The 16,918-nt window shown below is 43.4% G+C and carries 14 protein-coding genes and 1 other RNA gene; 9 read left to right on the top strand and 6 right to left on the bottom strand.

Annotation, left to right across the window (positions count from 1 at the left end):
- The first annotated feature begins 15 nt into the window (after positions 1–15).
- From QUF19_RS03180 to QUF19_RS03190, 3 genes are all read left to right on the top strand, one after another.
- Positions 16–744 (top strand): DUF429 domain-containing protein, encoded by a 729-nt coding sequence (locus QUF19_RS03180; RefSeq protein ID WP_286295872.1) that lies wholly within the window; start codon positions 16–18, stop codon positions 742–744.
- Between the two features lie 81 nt (positions 745–825).
- Positions 826–1,635 carry a M15 family metallopeptidase gene (locus QUF19_RS03185; protein WP_286295874.1) on the top strand — a complete coding sequence of 270 codons (810 nt, stop codon included), beginning with the start codon at positions 826–828 and terminating at the stop codon, positions 1,633–1,635.
- 305 nt (positions 1,636–1,940) lie between these two features.
- Positions 1,941–3,821: an ATP-dependent zinc protease family protein gene (locus QUF19_RS03190; RefSeq protein ID WP_286295875.1), complete on the top strand. Its 1,881-nt coding sequence runs from the start codon at positions 1,941–1,943 to the stop codon at positions 3,819–3,821.
- 209 nt (positions 3,822–4,030) lie between these two features.
- Here QUF19_RS03190 and ssrA read toward each other — a convergent pair.
- Together ssrA and smpB are read right to left on the bottom strand one after the other, a co-directional pair.
- Positions 4,031–4,397, bottom strand: a transfer-messenger RNA (tmRNA) gene (ssrA, locus tag QUF19_RS03195).
- Positions 4,398–4,463: 66 nt separating this feature from the next.
- Positions 4,464–4,949, bottom strand: a complete 486-nt coding sequence (smpB, locus tag QUF19_RS03200; RefSeq protein WP_004735156.1) for an SsrA-binding protein SmpB — start codon at positions 4,947–4,949, stop codon at positions 4,464–4,466.
- A 119-nt stretch (positions 4,950–5,068) separates the two neighbouring features.
- Between smpB and QUF19_RS03205 the strand changes: the two genes are divergently transcribed.
- Entirely contained in the window at positions 5,069–5,497 is a 429-nt protein-coding gene (locus tag QUF19_RS03205) for an SRPBCC family protein (RefSeq protein ID WP_286295910.1), read from the top strand.
- 3 nt (positions 5,498–5,500) lie between these two features.
- Entirely contained in the window at positions 5,501–5,812 is a 312-nt protein-coding gene (locus QUF19_RS03210) for an RnfH family protein (protein WP_004735158.1), read from the top strand.
- A gap of 216 nt (positions 5,813–6,028) precedes the next feature.
- Here the strand turns inward: QUF19_RS03210 and bamE are convergent, their stop codons facing one another.
- The 3 genes from bamE to nadK all read right to left on the bottom strand — a co-directional run bounded on the left by bamE (position 6,029) and on the right by nadK (position 9,397).
- Entirely contained in the window at positions 6,029–6,388 is a 360-nt protein-coding gene (gene bamE, locus QUF19_RS03215) for an outer membrane protein assembly factor BamE (RefSeq protein ID WP_009848326.1), read from the bottom strand.
- A gap of 167 nt (positions 6,389–6,555) precedes the next feature.
- Positions 6,556–8,220: a DNA repair protein RecN gene (recN, locus tag QUF19_RS03220; protein ID WP_286295913.1), complete on the bottom strand. Its 1,665-nt coding sequence runs from the start codon at positions 8,218–8,220 to the stop codon at positions 6,556–6,558.
- Positions 8,221–8,512: 292 nt separating this feature from the next.
- Positions 8,513–9,397, bottom strand: a complete 885-nt coding sequence (gene nadK / locus QUF19_RS03225) for an NAD(+) kinase (RefSeq protein ID WP_286295916.1) — start codon at positions 9,395–9,397, stop codon at positions 8,513–8,515.
- Positions 9,398–9,540: 143 nt separating this feature from the next.
- Between nadK and grpE the strand changes: the two genes are divergently transcribed.
- The 3 genes from grpE (at position 9,541) to QUF19_RS03240 (ending at position 13,100) form a co-directional block, all read left to right on the top strand.
- Positions 9,541–10,122: a nucleotide exchange factor GrpE gene (gene grpE, locus QUF19_RS03230; protein ID WP_065104990.1), complete on the top strand. Its 582-nt coding sequence runs from the start codon at positions 9,541–9,543 to the stop codon at positions 10,120–10,122.
- A gap of 393 nt (positions 10,123–10,515) precedes the next feature.
- Positions 10,516–11,790 (top strand): dicarboxylate/amino acid:cation symporter, encoded by a 1,275-nt coding sequence (locus QUF19_RS03235; protein ID WP_286295919.1) that lies wholly within the window; start codon positions 10,516–10,518, stop codon positions 11,788–11,790.
- A gap of 272 nt (positions 11,791–12,062) precedes the next feature.
- The gene (locus QUF19_RS03240) at positions 12,063–13,100 is read left to right on the top strand and encodes a polysaccharide lyase family 7 protein (protein ID WP_102436115.1); all 1,038 of its coding nucleotides are present in this window, start codon (positions 12,063–12,065) and stop codon (positions 13,098–13,100) included.
- Between the two features lie 48 nt (positions 13,101–13,148).
- Here QUF19_RS03240 and QUF19_RS03245 read toward each other — a convergent pair.
- A protein-coding gene (locus QUF19_RS03245; protein WP_286295576.1) for an IS3 family transposase occupies positions 13,149–14,353 on the bottom strand; the annotation gives its coding sequence in 2 pieces (ribosomal slippage) (positions 13,149–13,966 and positions 13,966–14,353; 1,206 coding nt in all).
- A 394-nt stretch (positions 14,354–14,747) separates the two neighbouring features.
- Here QUF19_RS03245 and dnaK point away from each other — a divergent pair.
- Positions 14,748–16,661: a molecular chaperone DnaK gene (dnaK, locus tag QUF19_RS03250; RefSeq protein ID WP_017110244.1), complete on the top strand. Its 1,914-nt coding sequence runs from the start codon at positions 14,748–14,750 to the stop codon at positions 16,659–16,661.
- Positions 16,662–16,918 lie beyond the last annotated feature (257 nt).

Consider the following 16,918-nt stretch of genomic DNA (forward strand, 5'->3'; position numbering starts at 1 on the left):
TAATTTGAGAACACAATGAAATATATCGGAATTGATGGCTGCAAGGCGGGTTGGATCGCTTGGATTGTCTCTGGCAATGAGCCACCTGAGTTCAAGGTGGTAAAGACCCTAGATGAGTTGGTTGATGATCTTACGGAAGCAACAACGTTAATCGATATGCCTATTGGTTTTAGTGACTCGCTCACACCAGACCGATTATGCGACAAAGCAGCAAGGCGATTCCTGACGAGTAAACGCGGTTCTTCTGTGTTTCCGGTTCCGTGCCGAGAGGCGGTTTACCAAACCGATTACATTGCGGCGTGTAATGCCAATGTGGAGCAACTGAGTAAGAAGTTCTCTAAGCAAACTTGGGGTATTGTGCCCAAGGTTCGCGAGCTTGATGAGCTCATTGAAACTCATCCCAATCTTTCTATCAGGGAATCACATCCTGAGGTGGTGTTTGCAGCTTTGAAAGGGGAACCGCTAGCGTTTTCTAAGCGAACTCAAGAGGGCAAAGAGGAACGACTTTCGGTTATTCAACGGCTGGCTCCGCAATGGTGTGACAGCTTGTCGTTAGCGATTTCGAGCACCAAACGTAAAGATGTCGCGATAGATGATATTTACGATGCTTTCGTACTTATGCTGATCGCCTATCACGCTCCACAATTATCGACCTTACCTGAGCCTTCTGATGTTGGTGGAGAAGCTGACACGGATCAGAACGGACAAGTTCGAGAGATTGTCTATTGGAATAAACCGCGTTAACAAATCGTGCACTCCACTTGGCTTAATATGCTATTTTCCAACCCTTGTTACTTTCCACTCTAATTATTTTGAGTCTTTGATATGAAACGTTTTATTGTCGGCTGTCTGGCCATTGTTTTCAGTGCTGCGAGTTATGCTCAAGTTGCACCTATATCTCAATGGCAATGCGACATGATGAAAAAGAACAACGTCTTGAGCAGTGGTGCGCCTGTCGGTTGTGAGCGACTATCCAAAGTGGATTTCGATTTCATTAACTTCAAAGGAGAAACACAACAGGGCAATATGATTGTGCTCGATGTTATTGCACCTTCAGTTGAACAAATCTTTTCAGAGTTAAAACAGCGCAATTTCCCGCTTCATTCTGCTCGCCTTATGCGTGAGTTTAACGGTGACGACAACGCCTCAATGGATGCGAACAACAGCAGTGCCTTTAACGCTCGGCCTATCACTGGTGGAGGTGGTTGGTCGAAACACGCCTATGGTGTGGCGATAGACATCAACCCGGTTCAGAACCCTTTCTTAGAGTTCGATAGCAACGGAACCATCACAGTAAAGCCATCGCAATCGGCTACCCGCTATGTGAACCGTACTCGCTTTCGTGCGCGTGATGAAATTGAACGCAGTGGCATGGCTGAAGATGTGGTTGAGCTTTTTGCCCATCACGGCTTTATGATTTGGGGAGGGGATTGGAATAGCCCAATCGATACTCAGCATTTTGAGGTCGGCTCAAGGAAGTTTGTTAATCAACTGCTCTCTAAACCACAACCTGAAGCCAAAGTGCTATTTGAGCGTTACGTCGAATCTTATCGACAATGTTTTAATCAGAATAAAGGCGAGGGCGCAGAAAAAGCTCGTGCTATCTGTGCAAAGAAAACAGTTGGTACTTTTTAGTGCTATGTTTATCTAGAACCGTTTGTGTTTTAGCAAGTTAAACTCGCTTCAGGTGTGTTTTGAATAGCTAAGGTCAGCGCTTGTCGTTGGCCTTTTTTGTATTCGTTTCTTCAATATCACATCGACTATTGAACAGGTTATTGGGTATCCATTAGTCAATAACTGATGAAGTAATACGGCGCAAAGTCATCGGTTTGTCATTGAAAAAGTCATAACGTAAACGTTATGTGAGAACCATTGCTGGTGGAGGAACTTCTTGCCGAATCGCCAGTATTATTAGTGAACTGATCACAACGGACCAACTAATGAAAAAGATACCTTTGGCTCTAACTCTTTTAAGCACTCTACTTTTTTCACAATACTCTTTGGCTACAGACACTTCACACACCACTCAAAACCCGACTTACGAACTCGATGGTAAGGCGGTATTAGGCCGTACAGAGAATGTGTACCTATCGAGCGTTCAAGGGCTAAAAGATGTTCCTTTCATTGGTAAAATCGATACCGGTGCAGAAACTACCTCTATGCATGCGGAAGACATTCATGTGAAGAGCACGAATGCCGATTACAAGAACCTTAAAGACAAAGAGTTGATGTCGGCGTTAACCGAAGATGTGTTGAACAATAGCGATGTTGATTACGATGATTGGGAAGGCAGCACCTTTGCGAAATATGAAGCGGTTGTGTCTTTCAAGGTTCAAAACCCACGCACAGGCGACATGGTATTAATTGAAGCGCCTTTAGAGCGTGTCAGTATGATACGCAGCCGCACCAGCAGCACGCCTTTGCTTCGTCCTACGGTGAAGATGTCGCTGACCATTGCTGATCAAGAATTAAAAACAGACGTTAACCTGACGGACAGAAGTCACTTCTCTGCACCAGTGCTGATCGGCAAAACCTTTCTTGCTGACAACGCACTAGTGTTCGCTGGCTACGACTATTTGCAAGAACAAGAAAACGCGACGGTTGTTGGTCGTAAAGAGGTGGTTTCTATCTCTGGAATGGCGATGAACGCAACCTTCTCTCTAAAGAATCGCTACAGCATTCTGCATGCAAAAAATATCGACGTAGACAAAAAGAACAGTGAAGTGACGTTTGATATGTTCGACAACGATGGCAAGCAGAAAGAGATGACATTGCCACTGGTTCGCATGCTGAGCGTGAGCGGCAAAAAGAGACCTCTGGTATACGTACCAGTCCAACTCGATGAGGACACAACCAAAGATATTCTCGTGTACTTACGTGACCGCTCGAACAGCAGCTCGCAGCTAAGGTTGGGAACCAATACGGCCAGCGAACTCTTTATGATTGATACCAACGCTGAAAATATCCTTTCAAAAGGTTCAGAGAGCTTTAGCGATGTGGCGGAGGCTGGTGACCCTTTAATTATCTCACCAGAAGAAGACATTACGATTGATAACTTCCCGCTTAAGGCCGTGGCTTCTTTTACTGTCAATACACCTTTGTTGAAGGTTGATAGCTTTGAGATTATCGGTAAGGGCAAAGATACATCGGTTGAGTTCTACTTAACTGACGTCAATGGCGAACAGCAAAAAGTCACCAAACCTGTGATTAAGAAATTAAGAGTCGGGGATGATACTCGCCCAGTTGTGAGTGGTGAATTTTCGGTTTCTGGCAAAGTTCGTCAGCAAGACTTCGCGATTGATGTGCTAGACAGCAATGAAAAAGAAGCCTACTTCATTCTAGGTAAGAAGATGGCGAAAGAAGGTGTTTACGTGAACACGCGTTCTGACTATCTATTAAAAGCCGAGCCATTGTTTAAAGTAGGGCACATTGAAGTCGTTGAAGTGAATGGCATGACATTCCCTGCCAAGCTAGACACAGGTGCCGATGTGAGTTCAATGAATGCCGTCAACATCAAACGATTCAAGAAAGATGGTCAAGACATGGTGAGCTTCACTTATCAAAACAACCAAGGCGATAAGCAAGACTTTACCAAGCCAGTGATCGATGTAATGCGCATCAAAGCCAAGAAAGGCGAGAAGGTGAATATTCGCCCTGTGGTAGAAATGAACGTTAAGCTCGGCGATTTAGAGAAGAAGGTGAGAGTGAACCTTCAAGATCGTTCACGCTTCGAATACAGCATGATCCTAGGTAAGAACTTCCTGAAACACGGCGCGGTAGTGAGCAGTGATGAAAATTACTTGCTGGGCGAGATGGATTAACACCTAAACCAGCTTTAGTTCGCAGTAAAGCAGCTCTAAACGGCCACACATTTCAGCAATGGGATGTGTGGTTTTTTATTAAGCGTCTGGTTTTATTGTCGACGTGCTAATGGTAACTCATTGTTAGCAATGTGATTTGTCATGTTATGGCAAGTAAAATAAAGATAAAAAAAGGGCCAACTCTTTCGAGTTGGCCCTTTCCAAACGTTTGGTGGAGCTGGCGGGAGTTGAACCCGCGTCCAAAAATCATTCATCATTGGTACTACATGCTTAGTCGATCTTTAATTTCACCAGCAACCTGCGAACCGACACGCTAGTTAAAGGCTAACCTGAATTGTTATTCGCGCTTTTCCTCTCAGGTGGGAGAATCCGCGCTAGCTAGTTTGGGTTTGATCTCTTATTGGTCCCCGTCTTACGAGCGGAAGCTAGGGTAAGAGAGCTCTGAGCAGGTTATTAAGCTGCTAGTGCGTAGTTTTCGTCGTTTGCGACTATTTTTTTGCGGCTTTTAACGTGGCCAACCGCCCCACGGCATGCACCTCAGACTTCAAAATTCCTGTCGAATCCTAAATCAGCCCCAAGTGTTATTTGCATAGTACCAGAAAAGCTTTGCCTGTCTAGCACTGTGCGTTTAAGTGCTTAAAATTAACGCAAATTACTCTTCATAATTCGTGCTTTATCTCTCGCCCAATCTTTTTCTTTCATATCAGTACGTTTATCGTGCAGCTTTTTACCTTTCGCTACGCCAACTTTAATCTTCGCCCAAGAGCGAGACCAGTAAAGCGCGGTTGCGACAAGTGTCATGCCTTCACGGTTAATACGACCGATAAGGTTATCGAGTTCTTTTCTCGACATTAGTAGTTTACGGATGCGTGTTGGGTTCGCCACGATATGAGTACTCGCTTGAGTAAGCGGAGTGATCGTCATACCACTGATGAATGCTTCGCCGTCTCGGATGTAGACGTAGCTTTCTGCGATATTGGTTTTGCCTTCACGTAGGGATTTTACTTCCCAGCCTTGTAGCTCAAGCCCCGCTTCTATCTCATCATCGATGAAATATTCGTGGCGAGCTTTCTTATTAAGCGCAATGGTATTGCTACCGGCTTTTGATTTTGATTTATTCTTTGCCATAATGGCCTCATTATACGGATTGCACCCTAGTTGGGGAATCCTTTTTATTTGCGCTCTGGCCCAATACAATTAAAATTGCAGTTTGTGTTAATGTAACGCTGTCTTTAACAGGAGTCTATATGCCAAAGGTTACTCGTTCAGCATTAGTGTCGTTTAGTGCCGATCAGATGTTCAGCTTGGTCAATGATGTTGCTCGTTATCACGAGTTTTTGCCAGGGTGTTCTGGTTCACGTGTGATCGAATCTTCAGATTCAACTATGGTAGCTTCGGTTGATGTCTCTAAAGCGGGTATCAGCAAAACATTTACTACTTCTAATCGTTTAGCGGATGGCACTGAGATCTTGATGGAACTGGTGGACGGCCCGTTCAAAAAACTGCAGGGTGGTTGGTATTTTACTCCGCTCGATGAGCAAGCGTGTAAGGTTGAGCTCAAGTTGGAATTTGAATTCTCTAGCCGAATGATTGAAATGGCATTTGGTAAGGTTTTCAATGAGCTGACGAGCAATATGGTCAGTGCTTTTACTCAACGCGCGAAACAGGTTTATTAAGTCATGACTATTGAATCGGATATGATCCACGTAGAGGTTGTGTTTGCGCTTCCGCACGAGCAGCGTGTGTTTACCTTGGTGGTGAACAAAAACGCGACTGTGGAAGAGATTATTGCGCAGTCTGGTGTTTTGGAACTGTATCCAGAAATCGACTTAGCGAAAAACAAGGTCGGCGTATTCAGCCGCAACGTTAAGCTAGATGCGACGGTTCGCGATAAAGATCGTATCGAAATCTATCGTGCACTATTGGCCGATCCAAAAGAGATTCGCCGTAAGCGTGCTGAGCAAGCGAAAGCAGCAGCGGCTAAATCGTAATGCTAAAAAAATTCGACTAAGAAGAGAGCTCGCTATATTGGCGAGCTTTTTTGTGCCTGTTGGTTAGACAACGTAGCTAACTTGTTAGTAGATATTAAAAAGCCTGCTCGTGTGAGCAGGCTTTTGCGATTCTTATTTTGTCGACGGAGAGTTTTGTCGACTGATAGCTTTATCTGCTGATAGCGTTGTCGACTAAGAGCTTTGTTGACTGGAAAGCTAGCGAAGGCTTTCGAAGAACTCATCACTGGCTTCAAAATCACCATTGATCGTGACTAGAGTACCAGTGGCATCAAAGTTCACGACAAGGTTTTTCTGAATAGGGTCGTTATGGCCTTTTTGGTGGTGGTAAATGTAGTACCACGTATCTGGGTAGCCATTTTCGATAAGCATAGGTGAGCCCATAACGTAACGAACTTGTGTTTTTGTCATGCCAAACTTGAGCTGATCGACAGCTTCTTGTTCAACATAGTTACCCTGATTGATGTCAATTCGATAAACCAACTTCTCTAGTAGAGAGCAACCGGTCAACATTGTTAGTGCAAGTGGAACTGCAACTAACCACTTTTTAATTCGCATAGTTTGAGATCTTTCTTCGCTAAAATACTGCCTGATAATAAACAAGCTCCAGCAAGAAGTAAAAAGCTCCTTGCGCTTTGAGCTTGTTATGACTGGCAATTTTGAATTAAGTTGCAAAATTGCCAAGAATTTTCGGTAAATTATCAGAAAGTTGCCGAATATGTAACCTAAGCTGCGATCAATAACTCTTTTGCGTTGGCCAGTGTCGATTCGGTTATTTGGCTGCCACCAAGCAGTCGAGCAAGCTCTGAAATGCGTTGTTGTTCATCAAGCGTGTGCATTTGAGTCTCGGTTTTACCTGATTTCGTGTTCTTCGCAACAAACAGCTGTTGGTGACCGCAACCGGCAACTTGAGGTAAATGCGTCACACACATCACTTGCGTAGATTCGCCCAGTTTTCGAAGCATTTTTCCGACAACTGCAGCGGTTGGTCCACTGATACCCACATCGACCTCATCGAAAATCAGGCTTGGTGTATCCACTTTTTGCGCTGTGATCACCTGAATCGCTAGTGAGATTCGTGATAACTCGCCACCAGAAGCCACTTTAGCAATGGGTTGCATTGGTTGACCTGGGTTGGTCGAAACAATGAAGGTCACGTTATCCATACCCAATGGGGAAGGGTGTGTGTTGGTGTTGTTCACTTCAATGGCAAACTGTGCTTTTTCCATACTCAGTTCGTGCATGCTTTGCGTGATCAGCTTGTTAAGCTCTTTTGCGTAACGAGTTCGAGATTTATGAAGCTTCTCTGATTTAGCCACGAAATACTGGTATTGGTTTTCTACCTCGTTTGCTAATTCTTCCAACTTTTCATCCGAGCAATCCAGCGCTTCAACTTGTTGTAATAAGTCTTGATGGTGCTTATAAAGCTCTTCTGGTAACACGTGGTGCTTACGAGACATCGACATCACTTTAGAGAAGCGCTCTTCAACGTAAGCCATACGACCGGGATCGACATCAATACCATCTAGGTATGTTCTTAACTCGTTATTGGTCTCTTCAATCTGAATAATGGCTTCAGACAATAAGCTCGGTAACTCAGCCAATCTTTCGTCTAGCTCAGCTAACTGAATTAAGGAGTTATTGGCCGATTGCAGAATACCAAGCGCATTAACTTCTTCGCCTTCATAAATAAGCTCGATAGCTTGTTGGCAGGTTGTGGCCAGTTCTCCGCTATTGGAGAGGCGCTTATGCTCTTGTTCGAGGTCTTCATATTCTTCCTCCCCAATAGACAGCTCATTTAACTCTTTGATTTGGTATTCAAGAAGTTGTTTTTGAGCTTGGTTTTGCTGGCTATTTTCACGTAACTCTTTTAAGTGGTTATCGGCTTGTCGCCATGATTGGTAAGCGTTACGTGTCGATTTCAATAGGTTCAAGTGACCTGCGTATTGATCAAGCATGGCCATTTGATAGTCACTTTTCATCAGCTGGTGGTGCGCGTGTTGGCCATGAATATTGATCAGCAGTTGGCCTAGAGACTTTAATTGTGAAAGAGGGACAGGGCTGCCGTTGATGAATGCGCGAGAACGACCTTCTTTAGAGATGGTTCTGCGTAGGATACATTCACCGCCATCAAGCAGTTCATTGTCTTCTAACCAGCGGGTAGCATGCAGATTGTTCTCAAGTAAAAAAGCAGCACTGACTTCGGTTTTTTCTTCACCTTGTCGAACCATTCCTGCATCAGATCTTCCTCCAAGACACAAGCCTAAAGCGTCGATAGCGATAGATTTACCTGCACCCGTTTCACCGGTGATTGTTGTCATGCCTTTAGAGAGTTCTAGCTGTAAAGACTTAACAATAGCGAAATTATTAACACTTAGATGAGCCAGCATTTTTATTTACCTGTATAACTGAACAATACTGTATATAAGCTCAGTATATACTGTTTCTTTATACAGTAAAGTCGGCAGGTGAAATTTTTTTGTGATAGCTCTCAGAATTGAGGTTGTCTGTAGATCACTGAAACTGCTATAGATTCCCAAATCAGTCGTTCCTCCCTCTTGGGAATGACGATGTGATAGATTGGCGTGAAGATAGAGATGGCGGGCTTTTGTTAGGCAATAAAAAAGGCTGACGAATACGTCAGCCTTTCAAGTTTTCAGTTATTACTGGAGCTTTTGTTTTTTAGAACAGCTTACTCGACCAACCTAGTTTGTTACGCAAGACATGGTAGTAGTTGTAGTCTTTAGGGTGGATCAGCTTGAGCACATTAGGGCTTTGATAAATGTGGATCTCATCGCCAGGGGAAACAGGCAGCGAGATTTGACCATCGCAGCTAACTTCTTGAGTGCCTCGGTTATCAGGCGAGACGATAAGCTTGATTCGACGCTTTCCATCAACCACTAATGGTCGGCTTGAAAGGGTGTGCGGGAACATTGGCACTAATGAAATAGCATTTAGGCTTGATGACAGAATAGGGCCGCCGCCTGAAAGCGAGTAGGCCGTTGAACCTGTCGGTGTTGAGACTATCAAGCCATCAGAACGTTGTGAGAAGGCGAAGCTGTCATCGATATACACCTCAAACTCGATCATGTGCGCGACTTGACCTGGGTGAAGTACGGCTTCATTGAGTGCCGCGTTATGGCTTTTTATTTGCCCGTGACGATGTATCTCTGTTTCGAGTAGGAATCGCTCTTCTTCCATAAACTCACCTTTAAGTACATCGGTGAGTGAGGTTTGGAAGTTTTCAGGGTTCAGGTCTGTCAGAAAACCTAAATTGCCTCGGTTAACACCGATGACTGAAATATCGAAACGCGACAAAATACGAGCGGCACCCAACATATTGCCGTCGCCACCGACTACAATCGCGAGATCGGCACGTTTTCCTAGTTCAATTAGGCTAGAAAAATGATCTTTGGGGATATCGTCTAAAATTGTGGCGAGTCTGTCATCAACAAACACTTGGTAACCCTCAGCACTTAACCACTGATAGAGCTCTCTATGAGTCTGAATTGCTTGCTGATCTCGAGGTTTACCGATAATGGCAATGACTTCAAATGGCTTTTTCATAACGTTTCCAAACGAATTAGGCTTGAATCAAAATTCTTCATCCCCATAATAAAGGCAAGTTGAACGTCTATGCGAGTGTTTTATATCAATTTGGGGTGCAAACACACCTGTCACTTGCATTGAAAACGAATTCTGGAGAGATCATGAGCAACGAAGAAAACAAAGTAACGGAAGAAGAGCTAGATCAAATCATTGCTGAAGCTGAGAAAGTTGAAGAAGCTGAGCTGAATGAAGAGTCTGTTGATGAGCAAGAAGCAAAAATCGCTCAACTAGAAGCTGCACTGCTTTCTAGCGAATCTAAAGTGAAAGAGCAGCAAGATTCTGTACTACGCGCTAAAGCTGAAGTTGAGAATATGCGTCGTCGTACTGAGCAAGAAGTGGATAAAGCACGTAAATACGCGCTAAACAAATTCGCTGAAGGCCTACTGCCTGTTATCGATAACCTAGAGCGTGCAGTACAAGCTGCAGATGCTGAGAACGAAGCGGTTAAGCCAATTCTTGAAGGCGTTGAGCTAACGCACAAAACGTTCGTAGACACAGTGGCTAAATTTGGTCTTACAGAGATCAACCCTGAAGGTGAAGCATTCAACCCTGAATACCACCAAGCAATGTCTATTCAAGAAAGCCCAGACCACGAGTCAAACACTGTGATGTTTGTTATGCAGAAAGGCTACGAGCTTAACGGCCGTGTTATTCGCCCTGCAATGGTAATGGTTGCTAAGTAATTGAGTTGCCGTTTGCTGAGCAGTTGATTGTTGCAATTGTGAAGTAACAAAATAGCGGCGACAAAATAATTCACTGGTTAACGTGAAATGAAAAGAGAGGCATATGCCTCTCTTTTTTTTATGCCTGTAACTTGAGAGTCCACGTAAATAGTCATCAAAATCGCATTAAGAATGCCGTTCTTTTTATTTTATCCAGATCAACGATTTAGAGTTTTATATTATGAAACTGGTTGTTAATTGAGAAATGTTTCGATGTCACACTTGTAATGTTTTTGTAAATAAATGCTTTTAATTGTTATCTTTGTATGTAAAATCCACTGCGATATAGCGATTTTAGTCGCATATATAACTATAAAAGTACAAATTTTAAACACAACAAACTGGAGAAGAACGATGGATAAATCGCTCTCAAGTAAGATTTTTTTAGGCTTGTTTGCTGGCCTAATTATTGGTACTGCTATTCAGTACCTATTCAGCGGTATTGCTATTTTTGATACGTACCTACTCGGCGCAGCTGAAGGTGCTGGTGGTATGTTCGTATCACTTATCAAGTTGCTTGTAGTACCTCTTGTATACGTATCTATTGTTTGCGGTATCGTTGAGCTAAAAGATATTCGTTCATTTGGTCGTCTTGGTGGTAAAACCTTTGGTCTTTACATTATTAACACCATCATTGCGATTTCAGCAGCTCTAACGATTGGTCTTATTTTCCAACCGGGTGCTGGTGCGAATCTAGCGGGTACAGTTTCTGAGACAATTGCGCTTACAACAACTGAAACGCCAGATATCTTCTCTCTTGTTGTTAACATCGTTCCTAGCAACCCTGTAGAAGCATTTGCAAGTGGCGACATGCTACAAATCATCTTCATGGCTATTCTGACTGGTCTTGCTATCCAAGCTCTTGATTCTCGTGGTGGCCCAGCTATCAAGACGTTCAAGATGGCTAACGAAATCATGATGAAACTTATCGGCCTAGTAATGAGCCTTGCGCCATACGGTGTATTTGCTCTGATGATTCAACTAGGTGCAACACTTGATGCAAACACGCTAATGTCAGTTGCTGGCTATGTAGCGCTTGTTGTAGCAATGCTTGTGTTCTGGATTTTCTTCTTCTACCCAATGATGGTTGGTTCATTCACTGGTATTTCTCCAAAGCAGTTCCTACGTGCAACTCGTGAGCAAGTTCTATTCTCACTATCTACAGCAAGTTCGAACGCGACAATTCCAGTAACAATGCGCACTCTAACTGACAAACTGAACGTATCTAAGTCAGTAGCAGGTTTCGGTGTACCACTGGGTGCAACAATGAACATGTCTGGTGTGTCTATCTACATCGCACTAGCAACAATGTTCGTAGCAAACGCATTTGGTCAGCCTATCAACACTGCTGACATCTTCACTCTGGGTCTAACTATCTTGCTACTGTCTATCGGTGCTGGTGGTGTTCCTGGTGGCGGTGTGGTTATGGTCGGTGTTCTATTGCACCAACTAGGTTTGCCACCAGAAGGTCTAGCGATTGTTGCTGCTGTTGACCGTATCTGTGACATGTTCTGTACTTCTTCTAACGTTGTTGGTGATACTGCGGTTAACACTATCGTAGCGAAATCTGAAAACGAAATTGGCGTTGAAGCTAACGAAGAAGCTGAGCTAAAGAAAGCAGAAGCATAATTCTTAATTAAGAATTCGATAATCAGAAGCCTCGCCCAATTGGAGCGGGGCTTTTTTGTGTCTGCTGATCGGTGCTTTGGTGTTATGGGATAAGTTGGTTAAAGAGGAGTGAGTCAAAGAGGAAGGAGCTGGCGTTAAGTCTCATTTTCTATCTTTATTCGAATCGTATCGATCATCAATTTTCAATATTTAACCTTGATCACATATAATAATACAATATTATTTTATTGTTTTGGCAACCTACATTCTGACGACATAAAGGAAACCAAATAATGAAGTTGTCTTACCTTAGCTTACTAACGGCAAGTCTTTTAGCGGCTCCGGCTCTTGCTTCTAATCACGATGTTGGTCAACAGTTTGACCTTGATCCTGCAAAAGCGCCTGCCCAAAACTTCGATTTATCTAAATGGAAAATTAACTTACCGGAGCTGACGACTGAAGGTTCTAGAAAAGGCAAAACGTTAGAGATAGGTAAGAAAGAACTGTCGAATGTAGACACCCCTTACGTTCACCCTAAATGGTTCTACACGGATTCGGACTCTGGAGCGATGGTGTTTGTGGCTCCTAATACGGCACCCACAACGCCAAACAGTAAGAATACTCGCAGTGAACTAAGAGCAATGCTAGCGGATAGCTACTCTGCTCCGAGTAACAATTTCGCTATTTCAAGCCATGAGAACGCTGAAGAGTTTGGTTCTATCGGTGGGCAGATGACGGCGACACTTTCTGTTGATCAGGTAAGCACCAGCGGTAACTATAAAAAAACAGGCGCATTCTCAGTCGTAATCGGTCAAATCCACGGCTCGGATAATGAACCTCTGAAAATTGTTTACCGTAAACTGCCAGAACATGAGCATGGTTCGTTAACGTGGAACTATGAATTAAATCCGCCGACAGAGATGAAGAATGCGAAGGATGAAAATGGTAAGAAGCTTCGTAAAGACATTCGCCATGATGTATTTGGCCAATACAATCTGAAAAAAGGCAGCTCAGATCCCACAGATGGTATCAAGCTAGGTGAAGTGTTCTCATACGATGTGAATATCAAAGATAACATCATGCACTTAACCTTTACGAAGAATCCAAACTCAGCCGATCCTATTGTGAAGACCTATGATGTTGACTTGGCAAAGGGCAAATATCAGGGGCATGATATCGATCTTGGCTATGGTCAAGATTGGATGTACTTCAAAGCGGGTGCGTATAACCAGTGTAATACGAAGAAGTCGAGTTCTGCCTGTGAGTGGCGTGGCATGGAAGCGGGTGACTACACCCAAGCAAGCTTCTACCAGTTAGTTCTTAATCAATAACGGTTCGACTCGTTTGACCCGTCCTGATATGGGTTGACACTTGATTGACTAAAACGCTCGATGTACTTCATCGGGCGTTTTGTATTTTAGAGCGGTGTGAGGCCTATATTCATTATAGATTTTTACTGATTCGGCGACCATTTTCTTTGCTTCATCTAAATCATTAGGCTTATTCAACAGATACTCCATCTTCAATATTCCGTTGATCCTCTCCGCCAACGCATTCTGATAACAGTCATAGCCATCAGTCATTGAGCAAGATACATCATACTGTCGATGCAACTCTTGGTATTCCACAGAGCAGTATTGAACACCTCGATCTGAGTGATGTACAAGCTCACCTGTATTCTTCCGCTCTTTCAACGCGTTTAAAAAGGCCTGCTTGACCGTGCGAGCTTTCATATCATCACCTATGTGATAGCCCACGATTTTTCTTGAGTAAGCGTCCGTCACTAAACTGAGATAAGTACTACCACACCGCGTTGCTAGATAAGTAATATCTGCAACCCATAATTGCTCTGGTCTTTCCGGTATTAAGCCTTCTTTGATTCGATTTGGATGGCAGTAAAAGCGATGATTACTGTTTGTGGTTCGATGATAAGCCCTTCGATTCGGCACTAATAATCGATTCATTCTCAGCAGAGAAAATAAGCGGTCTCGACCGATTTCAATATCATTCTGAGCAAGTAAATACTTGATCTTACGAGCCCCTATACGAGGGTGCATCATCCTTTGCTCCTTCACAAAACCGAGTACTGATTCATCTTTCTTTGTCTGATGAATTTCTGTAACACAGCGCTTGTAGAAAGCTTGTCGTGTAATACCGATGAAGTGACAAGCTTTAGTGACGGTCAACTTTCTGACCGTTTTTTCCTTAATAACTCGGCCTTGCGCTTCTTTGAGATTCGGACACCGAAATCTCGATCCATGACTTTTACAACCGCTTCAAAGAACTCAGCTTTGAGCTGAGTCTCTTCTAATTGCTGCTCGAGTTCTTTGATTCGTTGCTCTGGGGTTTGAGTTGAGGAAGAGTTTGACATAGTCGCTCCTAACGCTCTCGATTGTTCTGTTCCTTTAGACCAATCTAGTTGACCATGTTTGCGAAGCCAAACTAAAACGGTAGAGCGACCTTGGATCCCATAACGTTCTTGAGCTTGCTTATAAGTCATTTCGCCTTTTTCAACTTGGCTTACGACTGCCAATTTAAAGGCAAGAGAATAATCTCGTTGAGTACGTCTACTTGTTGTTTTCATGACACTCTCCAATTTCATGTTGGAAATGTGTCAACCATATTTAGGACGGTACAGTTGTTTGAAAAAGACCTTCATTTGAAGGTCTTTTTTTATGCGAGATAGAATAGGGGAGGCATTTTATTTATGAAGATTAGCGCGTGAAGATGTCAACTTTCGAGCCTTAAGTAGTAAGGGGTAAGCCACTTTTTACCTTTAAGTAGAAAGATAGGGGGAAAAATAGATTTTTTTTACCTATTTCCCTTGAAAACTAGTTTGCAGCCCTTATCTATGGTGCATACGAAAGCAAAATACATTTGCATTTAAATTTTGTGTATTAGGGTTGAATCCCTGATTACTACCCCCCACATAGTGGGTATAGCAAAAAACTAAATAGAATTTATTCGGAGAAAGCCTGATGGGTCGAATCATTGGTATTGATTTAGGTACTACTAACTCTTGTGTTGCTGTTCTTGACGGTGACAAACCACGCGTATTAGAAAATGCTGAAGGCGAACGCACAACAGCATCGGTAATCGCATACACTGAAGGCGAGACGCTAGTTGGTCAACCTGCGAAACGTCAAGCAGTTACTAACCCTCAAAACACGCTATACGCAATTAAGCGTCTAATCGGTCGTCGTTTTGAAGATGAAGAAGTTCAACGCGATATCGAAATCATGCCTTTTAACATTGTTAAAGCTGATAACGGTGATGCATGGGTTGAAGCGCAAGGCCAAAAAATGGCTGCTCCTCAAGTATCTGCTGAAGTTCTTAAGAAAATGAAGAAAACAGCTGAAGACTTTCTAGGCGAAGAAGTAACTGGCGCAGTTGTAACTGTTCCTGCTTACTTCAACGATGCTCAACGTCAAGCAACGAAAGATGCTGGCCGTATCGCTGGTCTAGATGTTAAACGTATCATCAACGAACCTACTGCTGCTGCTCTGGCTTACGGCCTAGACAAGCAAGGTGGTGATCGCACTATCGCTGTATACGACCTTGGTGGTGGTACATTCGATATCTCTATCATCGAAATCGATGAAGTAGAAGGCGAGAAGACTTTCGAAGTTCTTTCAACTAACGGTGATACTCACCTTGGTGGTGAAGATTTCGATAACCGCATGATCAACTACCTAGTAGATGAGTTCAAGAAAGAGCAAGGTATCGACCTTAAAGCTGATCCACTAGCAATGCAGCGTGTTAAAGAAGCAGCAGAAAAAGCGAAAATCGAGCTTTCTTCTACTACTCAAACTGACGTAAACCTACCTTACGTTACTGCTGATGCTACTGGTCCTAAGCACATGAACATCAAAGTGACTCGTGCGAAGCTTGAGTCTCTAGTTGAAGACCTAGTTCAACGTTCTCTTGAGCCACTAAAAGTTGCTCTAGCAGATGCTGACCTATCTGTAGGCGAAATCACTGACGTTATCCTAGTTGGTGGTCAGACTCGTATGCCTATGGTTCAAGCTAAAGTAACTGAATTCTTTGGTAAAGAGCCACGTAAAGACGTGAACCCTGACGAAGCTGTTGCAATGGGTGCTGCTGTTCAAGGTGGTGTACTAGCTGGTGAAGTTAAAGACGTTCTTCTTCTAGACGTTACTCCTCTATCTTTCGGTATCGAAACGATGGGCGGCGTAATGACTAAGCTTATCGAGAAAAACACAACCATCCCTACTAAAGCGGATCAAGTGTTCTCTACAGCTGAAGACAACCAAAGCGCAGTAACTATCCACGTTCTTCAAGGTGAGCGTAAGCAAGCGACTTACAACAAGTCTCTTGGTCAGTTCAACCTAGAAGGTATCCAACCAGCACCACGTGGCATGCCACAAGTTGAAGTAACATTCGACCTAGATGCTGATGGTATCCTGAACGTATCTGCTAAAGATAAAGCGACAGGTAAAGAGCAGAAGATCACTATCCAAGCATCAGGCGGTTTGTCTGAGGAAGAGATCGAAGCAATGGTTCAAGAAGCAGAAGCTAACAAAGAAGCTGACAAGAAGTTCGAAGAGCTAGTAACTGCACGTAACCAAGCTGACCAAATGATTCACGGCACTAAGAAGCAAGTAGAAGAAGCTGGTGAAGCTCTACCTGCAGACGAGAAAGCTAAAATCGAAGCAGCTATCGAAGCTCTAGAATCAGTTAAGTCTGGTGATGACAAAGAAGCTATCGACGCTAAAGTTCAAGAACTTATGCAAGCAGCTCAAAAGCTAATGGAAATTGCTCAACAGAAAGCTCAAGCTGAACAAGCTGGTGCTGACGCTGGTGAACAACCTAAGCAAGACGACGACGTGGTAGACGCGGAGTTTGAAGAAGTTAAAGACGACAAAAAGTAATTTTTCGTCGCTACAACACGTGATTTCTGCGTCGAAGGTACTCACTTACACTTGTAAGCTCCGTGCCTTCTCCTTGAACTAACGTGTTTTAGCTTAGAAAAAGTCGTTTTTCGATTTCTAAATATACGGGCGTCAGAGGTAACTCTCACGCCCGTAAATTTGTATTTAGACTTGTCGATCTAGATAATAGCTTTATTCGGTATTTCAGCCGGCAGAACTTTTATCTAGATTGATACACAGACTACTGAAGTGATCAT

The sequence above is a fragment of the Vibrio sp. FE10 genome (assembly GCF_030297155.1).
Taxonomy (GTDB): domain Bacteria; phylum Pseudomonadota; class Gammaproteobacteria; order Enterobacterales; family Vibrionaceae; genus Vibrio; species Vibrio apostichopi.